Annotated in this window: 23 protein-coding genes; 12 read left to right on the top strand and 11 right to left on the bottom strand. The window is 69.3% G+C overall.

Annotation, left to right across the window (positions count from 1 at the left end; genetic code table 11):
• Nucleotides 1-55: 55 nt before the first annotated feature.
• Together M8859_RS25235 and M8859_RS25240 are read right to left on the bottom strand one after the other, a co-directional pair.
• Nucleotides 56-430 carry a hypothetical protein gene (locus M8859_RS25235; RefSeq protein WP_195071559.1) on the bottom strand — a complete coding sequence of 125 codons (375 nt, stop codon included), beginning with the start codon at nucleotides 428-430 and terminating at the stop codon, nucleotides 56-58.
• Nucleotides 431-494: 64 nt separating this feature from the next.
• A complete protein-coding gene (locus M8859_RS25240) occupies nucleotides 495-884 on the bottom strand; it encodes a PPOX class F420-dependent oxidoreductase (protein WP_159924306.1) in 390 nt (129 codons plus the stop codon).
• Between the two features lie 158 nt (nucleotides 885-1,042).
• Here M8859_RS25240 and M8859_RS25245 point away from each other — a divergent pair, with 158 nt between their 5' ends.
• Nucleotides 1,043-2,026 (top strand): sigma-70 family RNA polymerase sigma factor, encoded by a 984-nt coding sequence (locus M8859_RS25245; RefSeq protein ID WP_159924304.1) that lies wholly within the window; start codon nucleotides 1,043-1,045, stop codon nucleotides 2,024-2,026.
• A gap of 72 nt (nucleotides 2,027-2,098) precedes the next feature.
• Here M8859_RS25245 and M8859_RS25250 read toward each other — a convergent pair whose 3' ends face one another.
• Nucleotides 2,099-4,048, bottom strand: a complete 1,950-nt coding sequence (locus M8859_RS25250) for a UvrD-helicase domain-containing protein (RefSeq protein ID WP_195071558.1) — start codon at nucleotides 4,046-4,048, stop codon at nucleotides 2,099-2,101.
• 135 nt (nucleotides 4,049-4,183) lie between these two features.
• On the bottom strand, nucleotides 4,184-5,257 hold the full coding sequence (locus M8859_RS25255; RefSeq protein ID WP_223518313.1) for an AraC family transcriptional regulator: 1,074 nt from the start codon (nucleotides 5,255-5,257) through the stop codon (nucleotides 4,184-4,186).
• A gap of 33 nt (nucleotides 5,258-5,290) precedes the next feature.
• Between M8859_RS25255 and M8859_RS25260 the strand changes: the two genes are divergently transcribed.
• Entirely contained in the window at nucleotides 5,291-6,796 is a 1,506-nt protein-coding gene (locus M8859_RS25260; protein ID WP_159924300.1) for a flavin-containing monooxygenase, read from the top strand.
• 33 nt (nucleotides 6,797-6,829) lie between these two features.
• Here the strand turns inward: M8859_RS25260 and M8859_RS25265 are convergent, their stop codons facing one another.
• On the bottom strand, nucleotides 6,830-7,642 hold the full coding sequence (locus tag M8859_RS25265; protein WP_195071557.1) for a DUF1460 domain-containing protein: 813 nt from the start codon (nucleotides 7,640-7,642) through the stop codon (nucleotides 6,830-6,832).
• Nucleotides 7,643-7,777: 135 nt separating this feature from the next.
• Between M8859_RS25265 and M8859_RS25270 the strand changes: the two genes are divergently transcribed.
• On the top strand, nucleotides 7,778-8,188 hold the full coding sequence (locus M8859_RS25270) for a nitroreductase family deazaflavin-dependent oxidoreductase (protein ID WP_159924296.1): 411 nt from the start codon (nucleotides 7,778-7,780) through the stop codon (nucleotides 8,186-8,188).
• A 108-nt stretch (nucleotides 8,189-8,296) separates the two neighbouring features.
• On the opposite strand, the gene M8859_RS25275 is transcribed toward M8859_RS25270, so the two are convergent.
• From M8859_RS25275 to M8859_RS25290, 4 genes are all read right to left on the bottom strand, one after another.
• A complete protein-coding gene (locus M8859_RS25275) occupies nucleotides 8,297-9,226 on the bottom strand; it encodes an alpha/beta hydrolase (RefSeq protein ID WP_195071556.1) in 930 nt (309 codons plus the stop codon).
• 167 nt (nucleotides 9,227-9,393) lie between these two features.
• Nucleotides 9,394-10,386: a DUF8176 domain-containing protein gene (locus tag M8859_RS25280; protein WP_223518301.1), complete on the bottom strand. Its 993-nt coding sequence runs from the start codon at nucleotides 10,384-10,386 to the stop codon at nucleotides 9,394-9,396.
• A complete protein-coding gene (locus M8859_RS25285) occupies nucleotides 10,373-11,689 on the bottom strand; it encodes a hypothetical protein (protein ID WP_159924290.1) in 1,317 nt (438 codons plus the stop codon). Before M8859_RS25285 ends, M8859_RS25280 begins: the two co-directional genes overlap by 14 nt.
• Nucleotides 11,686-12,009 (bottom strand): hypothetical protein, encoded by a 324-nt coding sequence (locus M8859_RS25290; protein WP_159924288.1) that lies wholly within the window; start codon nucleotides 12,007-12,009, stop codon nucleotides 11,686-11,688. The genes M8859_RS25285 and M8859_RS25290 overlap by 4 nt, the downstream gene beginning before the upstream one ends.
• A 414-nt stretch (nucleotides 12,010-12,423) precedes the next feature.
• Here M8859_RS25290 and M8859_RS25295 point away from each other — a divergent pair, with 414 nt between their 5' ends.
• Together M8859_RS25295 and M8859_RS25300 are read left to right on the top strand one after the other, a co-directional pair.
• Nucleotides 12,424-12,618, top strand: coding sequence for a hypothetical protein (locus tag M8859_RS25295; protein ID WP_159924286.1), 195 nt, complete (start codon nucleotides 12,424-12,426; stop codon nucleotides 12,616-12,618).
• Between the two features lie 264 nt (nucleotides 12,619-12,882).
• A complete protein-coding gene (locus M8859_RS25300; RefSeq protein WP_159924284.1) occupies nucleotides 12,883-14,109 on the top strand; it encodes an ROK family transcriptional regulator in 1,227 nt (408 codons plus the stop codon).
• On the opposite strand, the gene M8859_RS25305 is transcribed toward M8859_RS25300, so the two are convergent.
• Nucleotides 14,087-15,334, bottom strand: a complete 1,248-nt coding sequence (locus M8859_RS25305) for a phthiocerol/phthiodiolone dimycocerosyl transferase family protein (protein WP_249644909.1) — start codon at nucleotides 15,332-15,334, stop codon at nucleotides 14,087-14,089. The genes M8859_RS25300 and M8859_RS25305 overlap by 23 nt on opposite strands.
• A 227-nt stretch (nucleotides 15,335-15,561) precedes the next feature.
• Here M8859_RS25305 and M8859_RS25310 point away from each other — a divergent pair, with 227 nt between their 5' ends.
• From M8859_RS25310 to M8859_RS25340, 7 genes are all read left to right on the top strand, one after another.
• Nucleotides 15,562-16,248: a crotonase/enoyl-CoA hydratase family protein gene (locus M8859_RS25310; protein ID WP_159924280.1), complete on the top strand. Its 687-nt coding sequence runs from the start codon at nucleotides 15,562-15,564 to the stop codon at nucleotides 16,246-16,248.
• Between the two features lie 6 nt (nucleotides 16,249-16,254).
• On the top strand, nucleotides 16,255-16,836 hold the full coding sequence (locus M8859_RS25315; protein WP_159924278.1) for a TetR/AcrR family transcriptional regulator: 582 nt from the start codon (nucleotides 16,255-16,257) through the stop codon (nucleotides 16,834-16,836).
• Nucleotides 16,837-17,153: 317 nt separating this feature from the next.
• Entirely contained in the window at nucleotides 17,154-18,506 is a 1,353-nt protein-coding gene (locus tag M8859_RS25320; protein ID WP_249644910.1) for a flavin monoamine oxidase family protein, read from the top strand.
• A 58-nt stretch (nucleotides 18,507-18,564) separates the two neighbouring features.
• Nucleotides 18,565-19,014, top strand: a complete 450-nt coding sequence (locus M8859_RS25325) for a universal stress protein (protein WP_159924274.1) — start codon at nucleotides 18,565-18,567, stop codon at nucleotides 19,012-19,014.
• A 61-nt stretch (nucleotides 19,015-19,075) separates the two neighbouring features.
• Entirely contained in the window at nucleotides 19,076-19,564 is a 489-nt protein-coding gene (locus M8859_RS25330; RefSeq protein WP_249644911.1) for a fluoride efflux transporter FluC, read from the top strand.
• Nucleotides 19,561-19,929, top strand: coding sequence for a fluoride efflux transporter CrcB (crcB, locus tag M8859_RS25335; protein ID WP_159924270.1), 369 nt, complete (start codon nucleotides 19,561-19,563; stop codon nucleotides 19,927-19,929). The genes M8859_RS25330 and crcB overlap by 4 nt, the downstream gene beginning before the upstream one ends.
• Nucleotides 19,930-20,067: 138 nt before the next feature.
• A complete protein-coding gene (locus tag M8859_RS25340) occupies nucleotides 20,068-21,075 on the top strand; it encodes a cation diffusion facilitator family transporter (protein ID WP_201295219.1) in 1,008 nt (335 codons plus the stop codon).
• A 1-nt stretch (nucleotide 21,076) separates the two neighbouring features.
• On the opposite strand, the gene M8859_RS25345 is transcribed toward M8859_RS25340, so the two are convergent.
• Nucleotides 21,077-21,886 (bottom strand): class I SAM-dependent methyltransferase, encoded by an 810-nt coding sequence (locus tag M8859_RS25345; RefSeq protein ID WP_159924268.1) that lies wholly within the window; start codon nucleotides 21,884-21,886, stop codon nucleotides 21,077-21,079.
• Nucleotide 21,887: the final 1 nt, after the last annotated feature.

The following is a 21,887-nucleotide window of genomic DNA, read 5'->3' on the forward strand; positions in this document are numbered from 1 at the left end:
AATCACCGCCGCGACGCGCGGACGGCAACCGCCGCAGGGCCTCCGGGACGCCCGGCTAGGTGCGGGGTTGGCGGGGAACCGCCAGTGGATGCGGAAGCATCGTGCGGTGGATGATCTGCAGAATCATCAGGAACAGCACCGAAAGCCCGGCAGTGGTGTAATCCCCGAGCAGCACCGCCAGAACTGCGAACCCGCCGAACACGGGAAGCTCCAGCAGCGCGCACCAGCGCAGGATCCGCAGCCGCCTGGCGTTGGCGGCCAGCCGTTGTACGCCGTCGTCGATGATGGTCAGCGCCGTCTCGTACCGCACCATACCGTCACCGACCTGGACGAACATGTGCACCGCTTGGTCGCGGCTGAGTTCGCCGAGCCAAGCCCGGTCGATCAGCCGCTTGCCCTCCTCGGCGACCTCCTTGATAACCGCGTCCATGCGGCCCCCTTCCCAGTCGATCCCGGAGAGTCTAGCGGCCGAATCGAGCCTTCCCAGTGGCGATTCAAGCGGGCGGGAAGAGGTAGAGACGCTCGGGCACGATGCGCACGATCAGCCGCTGCGCCTCGGGTTCCGGTGGGGGAGTCGCGCCACCCATGTACTTGGCGTACATCGCGGTCAGCAGGGTCTTGTCCGGGTCGTCGGTGATCTCGACCCGGCCGCGCACCTCCGCGTACCGGCCGTCGGCGCGGCTGAGCACCAGCAGGCTCACCCGCGGATCGCGCCTCATGTTGCGGGTTTTCAGCCGTCCTTCGATCGTGCTGAACAGCAGGGTGTCGCCGTCGTAGTCGACGAAGATCACCGAGGACTGCGGACGGCCGTCCGCGTTCGCGGTGGCCAGGACGGCGGCGTGTGGGCGGTCGATCAGGGTGCGCACGGTGTCGTCGAGTTGCATCGGAAGTCTCCTCGGTCGGTGCGGGAATCGCGGTGATCCCCGTAATGCCGACCACCCCAGCGACGCGAAGGAATCGGGGGGCGAGCGATTCTTTTTGGCGTCCCGCTCGGTCATATCTGCGACGGCTCACGTTCTGTGGACCGGGAAAGGACCTGCGGATGACCTCGACCAGTGCGCTGCCCGGCGCCGAATTCAGCCGCCGCACCCAGCCGTATCGCCGGGAATTGCTCGCCTACTGCTACCGCATGCTCGGCTCGATCCACGACGCCGAAGACCTGGTGCAGGAGACCTATCTGCGCGCCTGGCGCTCCTACGACACCTTCGAGGGCCGCTCCTCGGTGCGGACCTGGCTGTACCGGATCGCCACGAACGCATGCCTGACCGCGCTGCGGCACCACGGGCGGCGGGTGCTGCCGTCCGGCCTCGGGGCCCCCGGCACGGACCCGACCGCGCCGCCGGTCCTCGCTCCTGCGGACGTCCGATGGTTGCAGCCCTTGCCGGATGCCCTGGTGACGCGGGAGTCGGCGGACCCGGCCGGTGTCGCGGTGGCTCGCGACAGCCTGCGCTTGGCGCTCATCGCCTGCCTGCAACATCTGAACGGCAGGCAGCGCGCGGTGCTGCTGCTGCGCGACGTCCTCGGCCTGCCCGCGGCCGATGTCGCCGACTCGCTGGACACCAGCATCGCGGCGGTGAAGAGCACCTTGCAGCGCGCCCGGGCACGGCTCACGGAGGTCTCGGCGGCCGCGGAGCAGGCGGTGCCGCCGAGCGAGCCCGCTCAACGCGCGTTGCTCGAGGAGTACATGATCGCCTTCCGCCGCGCCGACCCCGCGGCCATCGAACGCCTGCTACACCGCGACGCCGTGCTCGAAATGCCGCCTTCGGGCACCTGGTTCGAGGGCAAGCGCACGTGTGTCGCCTACCTGGCCGAGCAGGTCCTCGGCGCTCCCGGCGAGTGGTTGATGTTCCCGGCGACGGCCAACGGGCAACTCGCCGCCGTGGCCTATCGCCGGGAAACCGACTGCTTCTACCGAGCTTTCGGCATCGCGGTGCTGACCACGACGAAGGACTCCATCATCCGGATCACCGCCTTCGGCGACCCCGGCTTGGTCACCGCCTTCGGCTTCGCCCCTGTCCTCGGGTGAATCGGTACGCGCCGGGCCGCCGACTCCGTGCACGACGCGGGGCGTCGGAAGGCCTGACGACCGCGGGTTCCGCTATGCCCGGTCGGCCCCCGAACGATCGTCTCGGATGCCGATCCACGCGTAGTCGCGCGCCCTGGTGACCGCGACGAGTTTCTGCCGCTCGGCGAGTTCGGCTCGTTCGCGGCTCGCGCTGGTGCGCGGTTGCGCGCCGCTGGACCAGGTCGGATGGAAGACCGCTGCGAAGTCGAGCCCCTTGGCGCGATGTATCGTCCCGACTTTGACCGCAGCGCACAGTGTCCCGTCGTAGTCCTCCAGGGGCAGCGTGGCGATGCCGACGGCGTCCAGTGCCCCGGCGAGCCGGCTGGACTCCTGGCGCGTGCGGGTGAGTACGGCGATGTCCGACAGCGGTTTCCCGCATCCGAGGATGCCGCTCACGAGCGCGGACTCCAGGTACTGATCCGGCCCACGCCAGATGTGCACCACACCGTCGGGCAGGGTGACGTCGGCGTCGCGCAACAGCACACCGGCCGCCTCGTCGAAATCGCCGAGCGCGTTCACCGCGTCGATCCCGGCGGCGTTCTCCCAGACGCGGCGGCGATTGCGGTAGTTCACCCGCAGGATCTCGCCGCGGCCGCGCAGGTCGATGCCCGCGTCGGCCATGCGCCAGCCTCCGGCGTACACTTGCTGCTGGCCGTCGCCGAGCAGCAGCAGCGGACTGGACCCGTTGCCCCCGGCGATGGCGTGGGCCAGCCGCAGCCCGGCCGGCGTCATGTCCTGCACCTCGTCGACGACGACAGCGTCATAGGGTTCGGCCAGCGGTTCGTTACGGATCTCGGCCAGCGCGACGGCGATCACGTCGCTGTAGTCGGAGATGCCCCGCTCACGCATCTCGTTCACGTACGGGACGTACAGCTTGTGCCACACGTCGGCACGTCGGTCGTCGCCGAGGCGAACGCCGTGGCGTCCGTGCCGCTCCGTGCGCTGGTAGACGTCGAGATCGTTGATCTCGCGCCCCTTGATGACGCGGTCGATCTCCTCCCGCCAATAGCTCTCGTGCGGCTCGATGTCCTCGAAGTCGGATCGCGCTTGCTCCCAGACCCGGCCGAATACTTCGTCGGCTCCGCGCGGATCGAGTTTCGGTGCCGCGATCCGCTGCCCGAGGAAATCCAGGGCCCAGGAATGCAATCCGGCGAACTGGACGCTTCCCTCGGTTCCCGGTGCCAGGCGCCGGAAGTAGGTTTCCTGGCAGTGGACGAGCGTCTTGACGAACGTGGTGTACAACTGACGCCCGGTTGATCGTTTCGCCTGCCTGGCCATGCGGTGCAGGGCCACGACGGTCTTGCCGGTGCCCGCCGGACCGGCCAGCCGGGCGGGACCGGTGTGCGTGCGCGAGACCAGCGATTCTTGTTCGGGATCCAGGAAGGTCATCCAATGCTGGAACGGCATGCCCAGTGCCGCGTCACGCTGGGGGGCGAGCACTTGCGCCCGTTCGAGCAGGGCGAGATCCGGTGGGTCTTGCGTCGCCTCCTCGATCTCCAGCAGATCGTAGTCGCGGGCCGATTGGTGGGCGACGGTGTTCGCGATGGCCCGCACCCGTTTGTGCTTCAACTGCCGGTGCCGTGCACGGACCACTCGATCGAGCTCGCCCGGCTCGGCGACGGCGAACCGGCCGTCCACGCGCGGGCCGAACCCGGCGGGCACGAGCAGGACGATCTGCGTATCGTGGGCGACGACCTTCTCGCGCCCGAACTGCACTCTGCCGAAACGAGCCTCGACGTCGCGGCGCAGCTCGTCGAGCTCCCCCGGCACGCTCTCGGCGAAGCGCAACGCGAAAAGTCCGTTGCCGCAGACCAGCAGCGCATGGGCGCGGCCGGCGGGCGTGCGGGCCGGATCCCGGTGGACGAGCAGGTAGCGCCCCGGCTCCGCCAGCGCGTCGGCGAGGAAAGTCCGCTGCTGCGAGGTGAAGCCGGGAAGGCGGGTCAATGTGTCCGTGACCCGGGAGAGCCAGGCATCGGTGTTCATGGAGTCCCCCTTCCGTTGACACCTACCCCGTCATCGACGGTAAAGACACGGCGTCGAAGAGGGAATGGGCGCAGAGCTTTCGGAGGCAACCGTTACCGAAACGGGCGAATCGGACACCGGACCGTTGTCGAGCTGTCACCCGAACGTGTTGTGCGAGTGCGCCGTTGTCTGCGCCCCGGTGCGTCGCAGTGTGGTAGGCGTTGTGCCCCACCATCTTCGGGCGCACCGGGTGAACGTCGCCTGCTCGGACAGCCCGATCAGCGAGGCGACCTGACTCATCGGCATATCCGTCGTGGTCAGATACCGGCGCGCCGCGTCCCTGCGGACCTCGTCGAGGATCTCGGCGAACGATGTGCGCTCGGCGGCGAGACGTCGTTGCAGGGTGCGCGGGTGCACGGTCAGCAGCCTTGCCACCGCGCCTATCTCGGGTGCGGCCGTGCCGAGCAGTTGCCGGACGGCGGCGCGCACCTGCGGGCCGATCGCCGCGTCCGCGTCGCCGGACTGCTCGGCGAGGAACGCCATGGCCAGCCGGTGCAGGTTCTCGTCACCACCGGTCAGCGGGCGGCTGGCCAGACTGCTCGGCACCCGCAGCGCCGCGAACGGCCGCCCCACGCGAACCGGGGCGCCGAAGAACTCCTCGTAATCGGCGACCGGGGCCTCCGGCCGGTAGGGCAGCTCGACCGAGCGCAGTCCGTAGCGGTCGTCCACCAAGCGCTGGATGGTGCGATGCACGAAGGCCAGCCCCAGATCGGTGCCTTGGACCGGTGTCGGTAGTCCCGGCCGCACGCCGTAGCGCAGCGCGATCACGCCGCGGTCCCCATAGGGGTCGGGCTCCAGCGTCAAACTGAGCGACCGCGCGTGCAGGAACAGATACCGCGCCGAGCATTCGAGCACGTCGGCCAGCGACGGCGAATTCCGGATGGCCAGCGCGAGCGGACCGAGCATGTCCAAATCCTGCCGGTGGGATATCCGCAAGCCCAGGTCGGGGCAGCGCAGCCGGTGCGCTGCCAGTTCCAGCACGGCCGCGACCCGCTCGTCGGGCACCAGTAAGTCGTCGGCGTCCAGGGCGGCCACCGGCAGGCCGCACGCGATGGCCATTGCCTCGGCGTCGCCGCCCAGTTCGGCCACGGTCGCGCGAAAACCGCGTAAGCCCGCCGACCGGATCACCGACATGTCGTCCAGAATCAAATAGTTGTCGCGCGAAGTCAAGAATGCGGTCCGCTCGGCTCGCACACTGGAGGGATGAGCGAGACCGCCGTAGCACCGGAACACCTCGATGTCGTCATCGTCGGCGCCGGACTGTCCGGCATCGGCGCGGCCTACCGGCTGCAGACCGAGTGCCGCGGCAAGACCTACGCCGTCCTCGAGGCCCGCGACACGCTGGGCGGCACCTGGGACCTGTTCCGCTACCCCGGCATTCGTTCGGACTCCGACATGTTCACCCTCGGCTATCCGTTCAAGCCGTGGCGCGCCGCCAAGTCGATCGCGGACGGTCCCTCGATCCTGCGCTACATCACCGAGACCGCCGCCGAACACGGCATCGACCGGCACATCCGCTATCGCACCAAGGTGATCGCCGCCGACTGGGACAGCGGCGCCGCGCGCTGGACGTTGACCCTCGAGCACCGCGACGAGTCGGGCGTCGCCGAGAAGCGCACGCTGACCTGCGGCTTCCTCTACGCCTGCGCCGGGTACTACAACTACGACCAGCCGTACGCGCCTGAATTTCCCGGCGCAGCCTCGTTCACCGGCCGCGTGGTGCACCCGCAGTTCTGGCCCGAGGACCTCGACTACCGCGGCAAGCGCGTCGTCGTGATCGGCAGCGGCGCGACCGCGGTCACGCTGGTTCCGGCCATGGCGGAGCAGGCGCAGCTGGTGACGATGCTGCAGCGGTCGCCGACCTGGATCAGCCCCGTGCCGGGCCGGGACAAAATCGCCGACAGAGTCCGCGAGCTGCTTCCGCCGGGGCTGGCGCATCGCGTGATCCGCACCAAGAACATCCTGTTCGGCATCGGCTTCTACCAGTACTGCAGGCGTCGTCCGGAAGCGGCGCGCAAGCTGCTCACCGGCCTCACCACGCGCATCCTGAAGGACGACAAGGCCGTCGCCGAGCACTTCACGCCCACCTACAACCCCTGGGACCAGCGTCTGTGCGCCGTCCCGGACGCGGACTTCTTCAAGGCGATGAAGAAAGGCAAGGCCGAGGTCGTCACCGATCACATCGACAGCTTCGTGCCGGAGGGAATCCGGCTGAAGTCCGGCCGAGTGCTGGAGGCGGACGTCGTGATCACCGCGACCGGGCTGCAACTGCTCGCGTTCGGCGGTATCGCTCCCAGCGTCGACGGTGCGCGGGTCGATCTGTCCGAGCAGTTCGTCTGGCAAGGGGCCATGCTCACCGGCGTCCCCAACTTCGCCGTGTGCATCGGGTACACCAACGCGTCCTGGACGCTGCGCGCCGATCTCACCTCCCGGCTGGTCTGCAAGGTGCTCAATCACATGGATCGCAAGGGCTACGCCGCCGTGGTGCCCGCGCCGCGAGGCGACCTCGGGGAGCACCCGCTGCTGGATCTGGCCTCCGGCTACATCCAGCGCTCCATCGGCGACTTCCCTCGACAAGGCGACCGTCATCCGTGGAAGGTGCGGCAGAACTACTTGCTCGACTCGGCCACCACCCTGCGCACGGACCTGGACAAGACACTCGCCGCGACGCCGAAATCGGCGGTCCGGCAGCCCGCGCCCGTTTCCTGACTCGCAACGAGGGCTCGACAACCGAGCCCGCGCTTACCGCGCCCGGAGTACGACGATGCCCGGAGTGGACCGGACATACTCGGCGAAAGGCTTGTCCACCACCTTGTTGTCGGCCGCCAGCGAGGACGCGTTGCGGAAGACCGGCCCCGCGGGGGTCGTCACGAAGATGCCGACGTGGGTGACGTCCAGGCCGGGCTGGTCGGTGTAGGCGCCTACGTAGTCGCCGGTGCGCAGCCTGCTCACGACATCCTGGTCGACGGCAGCGCTGGGGATGTAGGTGATCGCGCGATCGACCACGGGCAACCCGGGAAGATAACTGCCGCCGCCGGCTTTCGCGTTGAGCTGCTTGGCGACGGTGACCGCCCCGGCGCTCAATGTCGCCGTGACGTCGGTGGCAGCGACCTTGGCGGTGTGCGCCCAATCGCTGAAGAAGTGTTTGCGCTGCCGGAAATCGACTCGTCCACCGGCATAGCGTGTTTCGATCAGGTTCGTCGTGAACTGGGTTCGGTCGGTGGATCTGCTGAGCGCCTCGACATAGTCGAGGTAGGTGAAGCAATCCACCCTGCGGAAGTCGATGACCAGCTGTTCGGGCTCGGTCGCCGACCCGACGAGCATGTTCGCGCCGTACGGCGTGCCGAGGAACGGACGCGACAGCAACTCGATCAGCTCCGCCCGGGTCGCCGAGGCGGGCGCCTGAGCGCGCAGCGACAGCAATTCGTCGAGTTTCCTCGTGGTGAGGTCGTCGAGCTGCACGGTTTCCGGCGCACCGAGGGCCGCGGGCGGTAGCGACACCGCGGCGCAGACGAGGGCCGTCAGGACGAGCAGTACGCGAGCGATGGTGCGCAAGGCGCCTCCAGCAGAGGTGATCGGTAGACGAACGGCGATACCCACCGTAGCCCGGCGGCGGGCGAGCGGCCTCTGCGATGACTTGGGTAGGCTCGCCCACGACCCGGCGCACCCGACCCTCCAGGAGAACAGGCCATGGCAGGCGACTGGAACACCAAGATCATCGAGGAATTCCGCGCCAACGAGGGCAAGGTCGGCGGCCCCTTCGCCGGTCGCGAACTGCTGCTGCTCACCAGCATCGGCGCCAAATCCGGTCTTCCGCGCACCAATCCTCTGGCCTTCATCCGCGACGGCGACGACCTCGTGGTCATCGCGTCCAAGGCGGGAGCTCCCACCAATCCCGACTGGTTTCACAACGTGCGCGCCAACCCCGAGGTCACCCTCGAAATCGGCACCGAAACCCTCCTGGCCACGGCGACTCCCGTCACCGAAGGCCCGGAACGCGATCGCCTCTACGCCGCCATGGTCGAGATCATGCCCGGCTTCGCCGAGTACCAGGAGAAGACCGAACGGGTGATCCCGGTCGTCAAACTGACCCCACACTGAGGCAACAGGCGCACGTCGTTCCGACGACCACTGCGGCCGCGGCGGACGACATCGCTCGACGACGGATCGGCGGACCGACGGCGCGGCAGGGCCTGGACGGCCGGTGGGTTACGCGGCTCCGACCGAGGACAGCAGCATCGGCAAAGCGTTTTGCATCTGGATCTTCCAGGCATCCCAGTTGTGGCCTTGGGCGGGAACGTAGCGTTCGTCGACCCGCGCTCCGAGTTGTTGCAGCCGGTCCACGAAGCGGAAATTCTGTTCGTAGGCGGCGGATTCCACGGGGTCGGCCTTGCCGTAGGAGACGAACAGTGGGATGCCGGTGAGGTCGTCGGCCTGGCTGTAGGGGTTGTTGGCGACCCAGACATCGCGGTTGACGATGTAATCGCCCCAGACCCGTTGCCACTCGGCGCCGCAGCCTCGGCCGGGCTTGTCGGGCTCGCCGGGAGCGCCGGAATCGTGCAGTGGATCGACGTTGCCGCTGAAGGAAGCCGCGGAGTTGAACCAACCCTGGTGTGCGGCGGCGAATTTCATGGCGCCGAGACCGCCCATGGAGTTGCCCGCGATGGCACGCGTCGTATTGGCTCGATAGCTGGTTTCCAGCAGGGTGCGCACGTCGTCCAGGAGGTAACTCTCCCAGGCTGGGGGACCGCCGCGCCCCTCGTTGTACCAATTGGAATACGCGCTGCACCAGCTGGTCTCGGGCAGCGCGAAGATCGCCTCTTTGCCCGCTGTGAGCGCCTCGAGGTTGCCCTTGTCGGTCCAGGACTTGTGGTCGTCGAAGCCGCCGTGCAGCACCCACACGGTCGGCCAGGTGCGGGCGGAGTCCTTGGACCACCCCGGCGGGAGCAGCAGCCGGACCACCTTGACCGACCAGTCCGGACCCTCGAGGTTGGGCGAGGAGACTCCGATGTCGAGGATCCGGTCGCTGACCCGGGTCTCCCAGCGCACCGCCTGTGCCGGGTGCGCGGACAGGAAGGGCACGGTGAGGCCCGCGATCACGGCGACGATGGCGAGGGCTATCCGGAACGGACGACGCAACGGTCGGACCTTTCGCTCTGCGGTCGTGCGAAATACGCACTCTCACAGAGGAATCTAGAGCACCGCGCACTCTGTGAATAGAGGTGTTCGCAAATAGATTCCGCGCGGGCGGCGGTATGGGGCGCTACGGGAGCGTTTCGGCTCGACATCGCGCGGAGCAGCGCGGGTCAGCCCGCCATGATCCCGGTGATCAGCGTTTGATCCGTTCCGGTCCGGGTCGTGATGAACTGCGTGAAAGTGTACGGCTCCTCGTCGGGAAACTGCTGGGTCAACCGGACTTCCCACCGTGCTTGACCGTCGGGACCGTCCCCCGCCCGGGAGATATGCACGCAGTAACGAGTGCCGACGGGCACCTGGTTGATACCGCGCTGGATCTGATCGGCGGAGGCCACCGCCGCGTCGGGGGCGACCACCGCGCGGGCCCGGTACCCGGACCGTTCGGCGTAATAGGCGTACTCGAAAGCGAAGATGGCGTCGGGACCGTTGCCCGTGCCGCCGGGATCGGTACCGGAAACGACGTCGGCGGTGCGCTTTTGCTCGCACCCCGGCGTCGCGATCGCCCACGGTGGCTTGAGCCGGGAGGTGGATACCGAGGTGGCCGGCGCGGGTCCGGCCGCACGCGACTGCGACGTCGCCGCCGTTTTGCGCGAATCGGCCTCGGAACCGTAGATCATGGCCACGCCGATCGAGACGGTGGCGACCACGATGGCGAGCACGATCAGGGCGGTCAGTGTGCGGTTGCCGCGCTGTTGATCCGTGCGACGCGGATGGCGCACCGGGGTGCCGGGATGGACTCCGGACCGATTGACGATGCCGGGCGCCTTGACGGGGCTGTCCTCGGCCTTGGCCGGCTCGGGCTCGGCGGGCGTGCGGCGTTGCTGCGCGGCCGCCGGTTGCGGCGGGCGCGCGGCCGGAGGCGCCGGATCGAGCCACTGCTCCCACTCGCCGAGACGCGGCCGTGGACTCGGCCGCTGCGGGGTTCGCGGGGGTTCGGCGGCCTCGTGCTGCGGCTCGCGGCGGCGAATCTGCTTGCGGCGACCGGCCGAACGGCGGCGCTTCGAGGGCTTGCTCGCGGGAATGCGCAGCATCGGCAGACCCGTGTCGAACGGATTACCTTGACCGGCGGCCTGACTGGGATGCTCCCGGTCAGGGGGTGTCATCGTCGAATTCGCCCAGCACCGGTACGACCGCTGTCACAGCGGACGGGATGGTCACGCCGAGCTGTCCGTCGCGCGGCTTGTGCTCGTGGTCGTTGCCACCCGGCGGCGGGGCGGGCGGCAGTACCATGCCGCCGGTCGTGCCGGGATGACCGGGATGATCCGGGCGGCCCGCGGGCGCGGGCGGCGTCGAGTCGGCGAAGGGCGGCCCCACCGCGGGCGCGGGCCTGCTCTCCGGCTTCGGCACGTCCGCCCTCCCGGCGGGCGCAGAATTGCCCGGCGGGGCCACCGAGCCGGGGCCGGTCGAGGACTTGTGGTCCTGCGATCCGCCGAAGTCGAACAGCTTCGAGGAGTTCTTCGAGTCGTCGCCGTTCGTGCCGGAGTTGGTGGTGGAACCCGGGTTGATCAGTTCCGGGATCGCCTTGTCCGCGGCCGCCGCCACGGTGTCGATGCTGTGGATGCCGACTTCGGCGATCTTGTCGATGATGTGCGTGCCGATGTCGACGCCCGCGTTGATGGCCGTGGTGCCCAGTTGCACGCCCGCGGAGATCAGCTGCTGCTGCAACTGCAGTTGCGCGGCCTGTGCGGGGTCCAAGGGCTGCGTGGTGCCGGGCGTCGTGGTGGCGGGCGTCGTGGTGCCGGGCACGACTTGTCCGGTGCTACCGGGGTAGACGGCCTGGCCTTGCGTGACGCCGGACGGTGAGGTGACCGTGAGCGGTCCCATCGCGTCGAGTTTCCTGGTGTGATCGTCCATCTCGGTACGCGCGGCCGTCACGGTGGTGAGCGCGTCGCGCAGCGCCTGGGTGGCCCGTGCGATGACGGCGTCGGTCTCCGGCGCGGAGGTCGCGTTGCCCAGGATCTCCCGCGCGTCGCGCCGGAAGTCGGCGATGATCTGGTCGACTTGCCGCGCCGCGCGCCCGGAGGTGGCGTGCGCGTCGGCGAGGACGGACAGATAGGCGGGTCCCCGGTCGGAGATGTCGCCGATCTGGGTCTGGGTGGTGCGCATCGCGGGCACCGCGCTGTCGGCGGCGCGGGAGGTCCAGGTCGATTCCAGCGCGTGCAGGCCTTCGCGGTGCGGACCTTCGGTATCGGCCACCTGTGTGGAGGCGGCCGAGAGTGCGCCGGTGGCTGCCGCGCTCGGCACGCCGACACCGGTACCGAGCGAGGAACGCAGCGTCAACAGCGGTTTGACCAGCGCGGCGACGATCGGCGGGTCGACACCGGGTTCGGTGCTCAGCGGCCGGGGGGTCTCGGTGGCGGGCTGGGTGGCGTGTGACCGTTTGCGCAGTCCCATCAGGCTTCTCATGCCAGTTCCTCCCCTGACCGGGTGATCGCCGTCGCCGTCGCGGCGTCGACACCCTGCGCCTCCTCGCTGTAACCACGCAGGACCTGGCCGTAGGCGCCGACCAGCTGTCCCGCGGTCGACAACGCCTCCGCGTGTTCGGAGACGGCCGCGGAGAAACGCGCCGCGAATTCCGCGCCGACGAGCCCGAGATCGGCGGCCAGCCGGTCTGGATCCACCGCGCCGGAGGCGACCGCGGCCGCCGACGCCAATTGTTTGGACACCGCGTCCGCTATCGCGGTGTAGGCGGCCATCGCCGCCGGGTCGAGCTTGAGCGTGTCCACTGTTCCCCTCCCGGATCCCAGTCTGTCGCTACCGCGCCATGATTCATCGCCAAGGGTACTGTGCCGGAGGCCCGCCATGCGCCCGATCCCCGGTGGTCTGTTTCGCGCGGACGCCTTCCTCGCGCGCGTCAGATGCCGGGCGCGGGGCCGCCCGGGCCTGGTGGCGTCCGCGCGCGTGGCGGTCGGCGCTGGTCCGACACCCCTGTTCACGCCTTCTCCGCACGTCTTCCCTGCGGTGGCGCAACGGCTTCCACCCGAGCGAACGTACGCGTGGCGAGATTGCCATCCGGAACAACAGAACAGGTGTTGTGCGCTGCATCACAGTCTAATATGTTGCTGTGAACAACATTCGGTCCGCTCCGACCGGCCGGAGACTTCTCCGGCCGGAGATGAGAGACCCGCTCATGCGAAAGCATGTTCAGCGCGGCGGCGCTGTTGTTCGCGCTGCTTGCCGCCACGCTCACGGCGTGCGGCGACGATACGGCGGAGTCCGCGGGTAGAACCCGGACTGGCGTGATCCTTCCCGACAGCAAGACCTCCGCTCGCTGGGGCATGGTGGACCGCAAGTACTTGGAGCAGGTGTTCGAGGCGCTGGACAACGGGATCTGATACCGCACGCCCCTTCCGCGATTCGATGAGGGGATTGCGGAAGGGGCTCCATTCCTTCGAAGGAGCGGATGCTGGACGCGGTGCTCGGCGCCGCGGTGGGTCGCGGTGATCGACAACGGGATGGGGCTGATGGACTACAGCGCGGGCACGAGATGCGTTGTGACCAGGATTTGTCCTGCTCTCGGCCGCCGGAGTGGACGCCATGTCCCGTAAACGTGCGCTCCTGCTTCGATAAATGTCAGCCCCGTGACGAAAGCCCGGTGAATGCGAGCAGCACCTTCTCCCGAGGAGATCCGCACGCGCAACCTCGCCGGGTTGCTGCGGCACGTCCACCGTGACGGGGCGGTGTCGCGCGCCGCGCTCGCCGAGCGGATGGGGTTGAACCGCAGCACGATCCTCGCGCTCACCACGGACCTGGCGGCGGCAGGCCTGGTGAGCGAGGAACTGCCCGGGCAGACCGGACGGGCGGGCAGGCCGTCACTGGTGGTGCGGCCGCGGTCGGAGCGGGTCTACGTCGTCGCGCTGGACGTCGGCGCGGACCGCCTCATCGCGGCACGGGTCGGGCTGGGCGGTTCGGTGCTCGATCGCATCGAGACCACCCGTCCGGGTGGGACGTTCGACCCGGGCGACGTGATCGCCGCCTTGGTGACGATGGCCAGGGAGGTGATCGGTGCGGCTGCCGCGGACGCCGTGTGCGTGGGCGTCGGCGTCGCGTTCTGCGGCATGGTCCGGGAGGAGGACGGCGTGGTGCGCTACGGGCCGAACCTCGGCTGGGTGGACGTCCCCTTCGGCGCAGAGATGACACGGGAACTCGATCTCGGCCTCCGTGTCGCGGTCGGCAACAACGCCAATCTCGGAGCGCTGGCCGAGCGTGAACGCGGTGCGGGAGAAGGCTCGGCGAACCTGATCTACCTGCACGGCGACGTGGGTATCGGCGGCGGCATCATCGTCAACGGTGAACTGCTCAGCGGGGAAGGCGGCTACGGCGGGGAAGTCGGGCACATGATCGTCAATCCGGCCGGGCGGCCGTGCGCCTGCGGTTCCCGGGGCTGCCTGGAGGTCGAAACGGGCGAACTCGGGTTGATCGCGGCGGCGGGACGGACCGAACCCTCGGGGCAGGCGGCGGTCGACGCGATCATCGAGGCGGCTGCCCGCGGCGACGCGGCGGCACGGGACGCCTTGCACCAGGTCGGCGAATGGCTCGGCCGCGGCGTCGCCAATCTGGTGAACATCTTCAATCCGTCGATGGTGGTGTTCGGTGGCGTGCTGCGCGAGATCTACCTGGCGTCCGCGGCGCAGGTGCGCAGCCGGGTGGCGGTGAACGGCCTTCGAGCCGTCCGCGAACGGGTCCGGTTGCGCACCAGCGCACTCGGCGGTGACGCGACCTTGATCGGGGCCGCGGAACTGGCTTTCACCGACTTGCTCACCGATCCGTTGCAGACGTTGTCCCGTACGTCCGCGGCGCGCGCTATGCGGCGCCTGCCGCGCTGAAACCCGACAGGTGGGTGGTGAGCAGCCGGACGCGCAGCCGCTGTTCATCGGTGGTTTCCTCGGGGTGGTGGATCTCGATGCTCAGCCGGTCGTCGAAGGTGCTGATGATGATGGTGCCGCTCGGCTGTTGCAGCCGGTGCCCGGTCTTGTCCGGCTTGCCGAGCATGATCGAGCGGAAGTCGGTGATTCGCAGGTCCTCCGGCACGCGCGGTCTGGGCACCCGTCCCCAGTTGGTGGCGAGCACGATGCCCGGTGCGCGCGGCGGAGGGCCCGCGGCGATCTCGGGAATGTGCAGCGGGGTCTGTTGCACCATGCCCGTGTCGAGTCCGGCGCGCAGCGAGTCGCTGATGGCGCGGGCCAGTTCGACGAGCGTCGCGCCGGTCCGTGGGCCCGGCGCGAAGTTCTCGAAGCCGAGTACGTTGGTGCCTTCTGTCGCCCCGATCGGCGGCCGCACCCGGGTGCGCAGGTCGACGGAATAGGTGTAGGCCAGGTCGGTCAGCGGCAGCCCGCGCAACTCGGCCTCGGTGAGCAGGATCGCGGCGGAGGCGATGCCGTTGATCGTGGTGCCCTCCCGGTGCCCGAGCTCGATCAGCGCGGCGGTCTGCGCGCGGGTCAGCCTGCAGCGCGCGGTGCGGGGAAGGAGGTAGTCGGGATCTTCTGGGCCGGAGATGGTCCGAGCGACGCCCATCGGACGGTACGGCAGAACCGGTGTGCCGATCTTCCGCACGCCGCGTTCGTGTAGCAGGTCTTCCACCGATCGCGGGAAGCCGTGTGGCTCCGATTCGGCCGACTGCCCGCGGACGAGGTCGGTATAGCAGGACCACAGCTCCGCGAACACGGCCAGCGAATGATAGGCATCCGCGACGCTGTGGTGAGTCACCAAAGTGACGCCCGCGGAGGCGCGGTCGCGGACTACGCACAGCGAGGCGAGCGCTCTGCGCTGATCCAGCCGGGCGCCGGTCAGCAACTGCTCGGGATCACCCTCGGTGACCGTCATCTCGGGTGCGGCGCTCGGCGATTCGAGCAGGAAATGCCCACCGCACCCGTCCGGCTCCAAGCGGGCGCCGAGGATCGGGCGGGAGCGCACCACGGCTTCGAATGCCGCCGAAAGGGCAGCGAGATCCAACCGACCCGCGATCCGAATCGAATAGCCGACGAGGACTTCGCTGTTGGCGAAGATCGCCTCACTCGGCGCCAGCGGACGGATGACGGTTGCTGCGGTCATGTCGCTTCCTCCACCTGAACCTGTCCCGAGGCTAGTCCGAAGCCCGCGCGCGCCAGGCTCTTTCGGCAGCATCGTGTGTGTCCTGTATCGGTCGATCCGCGGTCGCCGTTTCGGATCGTTGCCACAACGACACCTTGTCCGAAACCGACTCCGTGACCGGGAGCCCGTGGATAGCTGCCAGCCCCTCTGGAGTGATACTCTAGAGCATCGCTCTAGAGGAGGCTGCCATGACCGAACTCGCCACCTACCAGCTCGAAGACGGGGTCGCCACGATCACGCTTGACGACGGTAAGGCCAACGTGATGTCGGAGGACATGATCGGTTCCATCGCCGCCGCCCTGGACCGAGCCGAGGCCGACCGCGCCGTCGTCCTGCTGACCGGGCGCCCACGCGTATTCTCCGCGGGCTACGACCTGGCGACGTTCTCGCGTTCCGCCGACGACATCCGCCGAACCCTGCGTGCCGGCGGCAACCTCGTCCATCGGCTGCTGGGGTTCCCGTATCCCGTCGTCGCGGCATGCCCGGGGCACGCGATCGCCCAGGGCGCGTTCACGCTGCTGGCCACGGACGTGCGGTTCGGCGTCGTGGGGGATTTCAAAGTGGGTCTCAACGAGGTCGCGATCGGGCTGACCATCCCGCATTACGGCGTGGAGCTGGCACGGCATCGGCTCACCGCCCCCGGATTCGACCGCGCGGCGAACACCGGGATCCTGGTCGGACCCGAAGAGGCCAGAGAGCTCGGCTTCCTCGACGTGCTCGCCGCCGACGCGGACGACCTGCGCACGCGCGCGACGGCCGAAGCGCACCGGTTGACCGGAATCGACTTCGCCGCGCACACCGGGACGAAGCTGCGGGTCCGTGCTCAGGTGCTCGCGGCGGTGCGGTCCGGCATCGATGCCGAGTTCGACGGCTAGACGGCCGTGGGCACCCGCGAGCGGATCTTGGCCGAAGCGACGCGGCAGTTGCTGGCCAAGGGCTATCCGGCGTTCACGGTGGCGGGCGTGCGCGATCGTCTCGGTTTGTCCAGCGGCAGCATGTTCCACGCGTTCGGCTCGAAGGCCGAATTGGCCGCCGCCGTCTACGTCTTCGGCATGCTCGACTATCAGCGGACGGTGCTGGAGGTTCTCGACACGTCCGACGTCGGCGCCGAGCAGGCGATCCGCGCGATGCTCGCGGCCCATCTCGGCTGGGTGGAAGATCATCGTGATCTCGCCCGTTTCCTGTTCGCCACGCTGCCGGACGAGGTCGCGCGGGCTGCGGAGCCGGAACTGGCACAACACAATCGGGTCTTCTTCGGTGCGCTGGAGCGTCGGTATCGAGAGCTGCGGGCAACCGCGGACGTGGGCGAGGACGGCTATCCGGTCGCCCACGCGATCTGTGTCGGACCAGCGCAGGAGTACTGCAGGCAGTGGGTACGCGGACGTGTCACGGCCCCGCCGCGCACGCTGGCCGCGACATTTCAGGAGGCCGCCCTCGCCGCCCTCGCCACCTTGACGCGATAGCCGCCGCGCCGGGAGTCATGCTGCCGGGCGGAGGATGGGCAGCCGCGCAGTGCCTTCGGCGATCGGTTCGTTTCCGGCCGCGGTTTCGGCGGCCGTCGCCGAGCGCCTTCTGGGCTTACGCGGCGGACAGGCGGGTGAGCGGTCGGTTGCGCTGGAACAGCGGATCGGACGTTGTGGCAATCGGACGCCTCGCGCCGGATCGGGATCGTGGCAGCGATGCGCAGTCCCTGCGGCCCGGATCACCGTGCCGGTTGCGGATCGGCGATGCGTGATCGACAGTGGTTGTCGAGTTACGGTGCGGCGACGGGAGGCCACCAATGGACCGTGCGGACGTCGTTGTCGTCGGCGCCGGATACGCCGGACTGTGCGCGGCGCGGACGTTGCGAGCGGCCGGCCGGGACGTCGTCGTCCTGGAGGCGAGCGATCGTGCGGGCGGTCGCACCTTGACCGCGCGGGTCGGCGACGGATGGGCCGTCGACCTCGGCGGACAGTGGATCTCGGGTGCGCACGGCAGGCTCGCCGCGCTGGCCGAGGAGTACGGCGCCGCGATATACGCGCCACCCGAAGGGCTCGACCTGATGGTCGAGGGAGTGGTCCGGCGGCCGTTCAGCGGCGCGCGCCCGCCATTGCCGACGCTCGTGCTCGTCGTGCTCGCCCAGGCCATGTGGCGGCTGGAACGGATGGCCGCCCGGGTCGACCTCGCGCGCCCGTGGACCACGCCGGGCGCCGACCGGCTGGACGCGATGACCGCGGCGACCTGGTTGCGCCGGAATGTGCCCCAGCGGCGCGCCCGGAACCTGGCCGAGGTGATGATCGGCGAGGAACTGTGCGTCGACGTCGGCAGCATCTCCATGCTCGGTCTGCTGACTACGATCCGCTCGGCGGGCGGCGTCGAGGCGGGGATCACCGCCGAAACGGTGACGCGACTGTTCGTCGACGGCGCCGACGGGCCCGCGCTGGCCATGGCCGCGGAGATGGGTGACGCGCTGCGTCTCGGCGCGCCGGTCACGACGATTCGGCGCCGACCAGGCGGTGTGCGGGTGGAGTCGGCCGCCGGTGACGTGCGGGCCGAGCGTGTGATCGTGGCGGTGCCGCCCGCGCTCGCCGGACGCATCGCCTACGATCCGCCGCTGCCCGCCGCGCGCGACCAATTGACCCAGCGCATGCCGATGGGCTCGGTGCTGAAATCGTTCGCGGTCTACGAGCGGCCGTTCTGGCGTGACGACCGGCTCACCGGGCAGTCGCTGAACCTGCGCGATCCCGTGCCGGTGACCTTCGACGCCACCCGCCCCGGTGGTCCCGGTGTGCTCGGCGCGCTGGTGCCGGGCCGGGCCGCGCAGCGGTTGGCCGCCCTTCCCGCGAGCGAGCGACGCGCCATGATCATCGGTTCACTGGTACGGGCCTTCGGGCACGCTGCCCGCGAACCGCTCGAATGGCACGAAAAGGTCTGGGCCGACGACCCATACGCCCGCGGCGGCTACGGCGCCTTCTACCCGCCGGGCGTCTTGACCACCCTGGGCTCGGCCTTGCGCCACCCGGTCGGCGCGATCCACTGGGCCGGGAGCGAAACCGCCACGGAATGGTCGGGCTACATCGAGGGAGCGATCCGTTCCGGGGAGCGTGCGGCCGCCGAAGTGCTCGCGGCGGAGCGATCCACGGCCACCGCATGATTGCCAAAGGGTTGCCCGAGTGCTGGCTCCGGCCCACCCGAGGGATCACAATGAAGAGGTGTTCCAGCGGATCGTGGTCGGCTACGACGACTCTCCCGGCGCAAGGGCCGCCCTGACGATGGCGCTCGACTTGGCGGCGGTGCAGCACTGCACGCTCACGGTCGTGGCCGTCGAAGAGCATCTGCCGCACTACGGTCCGGTGGTCGGCGAGATGGAGGACGAACGCTCGCTCGGGGAGCGGACCTGTCGCCGCTGGCTCGCCACCGCCGCCGAGGCCGCCGACCGGCGCGGCATCGTGGTGCGGGCCGAACTGCGCGCCGGTCAGGCCGCGCGGGAACTGGCCACCGCCGCCGCCGACCACGATGCCGACCTGCTGGTGGTGGGGCGCAGCGGGCACTCGGGCATCTGGGGCCGCTTCATGGGCAGCACCGCGGAGAAGGCCGCACGCCACGTCGGCTGCTCGGTACTCGTCGCGCACGACGGTGCCGGACAGGCCGGGGACCGATGAGCGCGGCCGCGTCGTGACCTGGGGTGGCGCTGCTCCGGACACCTCGGGTAACAGATGCGCGATGGGCGGGGAACCGACCGACGAACCGATCGACACCGCGAGCCGCGCGCGTAACCCCGCGCGGGAGTTCTGGCGTACGCACGGCCCGGTGTCGGTGGTCGTCGCCGCGGGCGGAGCGCTCGGAGCGCTCGCTCGCTACGGGCTCGCTCAGTGGCTGCCCGCACAGCCGGGACACTTCCCGTCGGCCACCTTTCTCACCAATGTGGCGGGCTGCTTCGCGATCGGCGTGCTGATGGTGGCGGTGACCGAGATCTGGGCCGCCCATCGGTTGCTGCGCCCCTTCCTCGGCGTCGGCGTGCTGGGCGGATTCACGACCTTCTCCACCTATGTCAATGAAATTCGCGAGCTGCTGCGGACAGGCGCGATCCTCGTCGCGACCTGCTATCTGGCGGGCACGCTGATCTGCGCTCTGCTCGCCACGCTCACCGCCATGTGGCTCACCAGGGCGGGGTATGAGCGCCTGCGGCAGACACGGGAAGGAGTGCGATGAACGTGCTGCTGGTCCTCGTGGGCGGCGCGATCGGCGCGCCGCTGCGGTATCTGATCGACCGGGCGGTGCAGGATCGCCGTGACAGCTTGTTCCCCTGGGGCACCTTCCTGGTCAACCTGCTCGGTTGTCTCGTGCTCGGCGCGCTCGCCGGGGCCGGGACCGCACTGCCCTCGTCACTGTTCGTTCTGCTCGGCACCGGGTTCTGCGGAGCGCTGACCACCTACAGCACCTTCGGTTACGAGACCGTGCGGCTTGCCGACCGGGGAGCGTATCTGTTCGCGGCGGTAAACGTGGTCGCAAGTGTTTCCGCAGGGCTGATCGCCACTGTGTCGACATACGCGGCAGTGCACGCCCTGCTCGGCTGACCCCGCCGCCGAACCCCTATGCGACGTGATCCAGCTCACTTGGCTGCGCTATCGCGCGCCGCGCAGGGTCAGCTAAGCTGACATGACAGATGCAAACATGCGCATATATTTCGGTGATTGATGGAAGGGGCTGGGTCGATGGGGCACGAACATGGTCACGCGCACGGGCACGGGCTGTCCGGTGAGGCCGACCGCAAGTGGCTGACCATCGCGCTGGCCCTGATCGTCGGGTTCATGTCGGTCGAGGTCGTGATCGGCGTGCTGGCGAACTCGCTGGCCTTGCTGTCGGACGCGGCGCACATGCTCACCGACGCCGCGTCCATTGTGCTCGCGCTCATCGCGATCCGATTCGCGGCCCGCCCCGCGAACGGCAAGTACACCTACGGCTACAAGCGCGCCGAGATCCTCTCGGCGCAGGCCAACGGTGTCACGCTGCTCGTGCTGGCGGGCTGGCTCACCTACGAGGCCGTGCGCCGTTTGCTGGAGCCGCCCGAGGTGACCGGCGGGCTCGTCCTGGTGACCGCGTTGGCCGGTGTCGTGGTCAACATCGTGGCCACCTGGGCGATCAGCAAGGCCAACCGTTCCAGCCTCAACGTCGAGGGCGCCTTCCAGCATGTGCTCAACGACCTGTACGGGTTCATCGCGACCGCCGTGGCCGGTCTCGTCGTGCTGACCACCGGCTTCGCCAGGGCGGACGCGATCGCCACGCTGATCGTCGTCGCGCTGATGGTCAAGGCGGGGCTCGGGCTGGTGCGCGAATCCGGCCGGATCTTCCTGGAGGCGGCGCCGGCGGGCGTCGATCCGGACGCGCTCGGGCGCAGGCTGGTGGACATCGACGGCGTCGACGAGGTGCACGATCTGCACGTCTGGCAGATCACCTCCGGTGACATCGCCTTGTCGGCGCACGTGCTGGTCCGGGCCGGCGCCGACTGTCACGGGCTGCGTCAGCGAATCGAGCATCTGCTTCACGACGCCTACGGCATCACCCACACCACGTTGCAGGTCGACCATACCCATGTCGTCGGCCCGTCGGCGGCCGTGCACGAGCAGCGCCTGCTGCCGGTGCTGGAGGATCACTGCGACGACGCCCACGGTCCGGTGCACCGCGACCGCCCGTCGTCCGGGGCGAATGTCGGCGCCCCCTGACCTACTCGGCGCCACGCGCACGGACGATGGCGGGCGGGATGTCGCGCAGCACCGGAAGGCGCTCGAATATCGGAAGACTCGCCGCGAGCGGGCCGCGGGAAGGTCCGTAGGACGACACGCTCACCTCGGCCACCCGCGGGCTCCACTCGCGCAGCAGTGCCGCCACCCGGCTGCGCTTGACGCCCCAGGGCATGGGGGGAGCGGTGTAGTGCGGTGTTTTACGGAAGCCTCGCATGGTCTTGCGGGAGAACCATGGCGGGATGATGTCGAACAGGAATTCCGCGCCAGGCAGTCGGTCGAAGATCGCGATGCACAGGCGCCGCACCTCGTCGGGCTCGAAGTACATGAGCAGCCCCTGCGCCGTGACGAAGACGCCGCGGTCGGCCTCCACCTCGTCCAGCCAGGCTGTGTCCAACGCGCTGATCGGCAGGTGACGGCAGCGCTCGCTCGGTGGAAGGAACCGTTCGCGCAGCGCGATGCCTTCGGGCACATCGACACACAGCCAGCGCACCTGTCCGTCGTCGCACCGCTGGAACTGGGTCTCCAGTCCCGAGGCGAGTTCGACCACGGTCCCGCCGGGGTGTTCGGCCAGCCACGGCCGCAGTGCGAGGTCGAACCGCAGCGATCGCACCGCGTGCGTGCCGTCGGGTGCGCCGAAGGCTCGCGCATAGTCGTACTCGAGCGCGTCGAAGATCCGGACGCAGTCCGGGTCGCGCAGAATGCCATCCGCCCGTTTCGCTTCCGACGCCCGGTTGTAGAGCGTCCACAGCATGGTTTCCGGGACTCCCGTCAGATCGACGTTCGCGCCCATG

Source organism: Nocardia sputi (assembly GCF_023501985.1).

Bases quoted from the DNA above. Each gene is read 5' to 3' on its own strand.
- M8859_RS25235 (WP_195071559.1), bottom strand. From the start codon at position 430: ATGGACGCGGTTATCAAGGAGGTCGCCGAGGAGGGCAAGCGGCTGATC.
- M8859_RS25240 (WP_159924306.1), bottom strand. From the start codon at position 884: ATGCAACTCGACGACACCGTGCGCACCCTGATCGACCGCCCACACGCC.
- M8859_RS25245 (WP_159924304.1), top strand. From the start codon at position 1,043: ATGACCTCGACCAGTGCGCTGCCCGGCGCCGAATTCAGCCGCCGCACC.
- M8859_RS25250 (WP_195071558.1), bottom strand. From the start codon at position 4,048: ATGAACACCGATGCCTGGCTCTCCCGGGTCACGGACACATTGACCCGC.
- M8859_RS25260 (WP_159924300.1), top strand. From the start codon at position 5,291: ATGAGCGAGACCGCCGTAGCACCGGAACACCTCGATGTCGTCATCGTC.
- M8859_RS25270 (WP_159924296.1), top strand. From the start codon at position 7,778: ATGGCAGGCGACTGGAACACCAAGATCATCGAGGAATTCCGCGCCAAC.
- M8859_RS25280 (WP_223518301.1), bottom strand. From the start codon at position 10,386: ATGACACCCCCTGACCGGGAGCATCCCAGTCAGGCCGCCGGTCAAGGT.
- M8859_RS25285 (WP_159924290.1), bottom strand. From the start codon at position 11,689: ATGAGAAGCCTGATGGGACTGCGCAAACGGTCACACGCCACCCAGCCC.
- M8859_RS25295 (WP_159924286.1), top strand. From the start codon at position 12,424: ATGTTCAGCGCGGCGGCGCTGTTGTTCGCGCTGCTTGCCGCCACGCTC.
- M8859_RS25300 (WP_159924284.1), top strand. From the start codon at position 12,883: ATGCGAGCAGCACCTTCTCCCGAGGAGATCCGCACGCGCAACCTCGCC.
- M8859_RS25305 (WP_249644909.1), bottom strand. From the start codon at position 15,334: ATGACCGCAGCAACCGTCATCCGTCCGCTGGCGCCGAGTGAGGCGATC.
- M8859_RS25310 (WP_159924280.1), top strand. From the start codon at position 15,562: ATGACCGAACTCGCCACCTACCAGCTCGAAGACGGGGTCGCCACGATC.
- M8859_RS25320 (WP_249644910.1), top strand. From the start codon at position 17,154: ATGGACCGTGCGGACGTCGTTGTCGTCGGCGCCGGATACGCCGGACTG.
- M8859_RS25330 (WP_249644911.1), top strand. From the start codon at position 19,076: ATGGGCGGGGAACCGACCGACGAACCGATCGACACCGCGAGCCGCGCG.
- crcB (WP_159924270.1), top strand. From the start codon at position 19,561: ATGAACGTGCTGCTGGTCCTCGTGGGCGGCGCGATCGGCGCGCCGCTG.
- M8859_RS25340 (WP_201295219.1), top strand. From the start codon at position 20,068: ATGGGGCACGAACATGGTCACGCGCACGGGCACGGGCTGTCCGGTGAG.
- M8859_RS25345 (WP_159924268.1), bottom strand. From the start codon at position 21,886: ATGGGCGCGAACGTCGATCTGACGGGAGTCCCGGAAACCATGCTGTGG.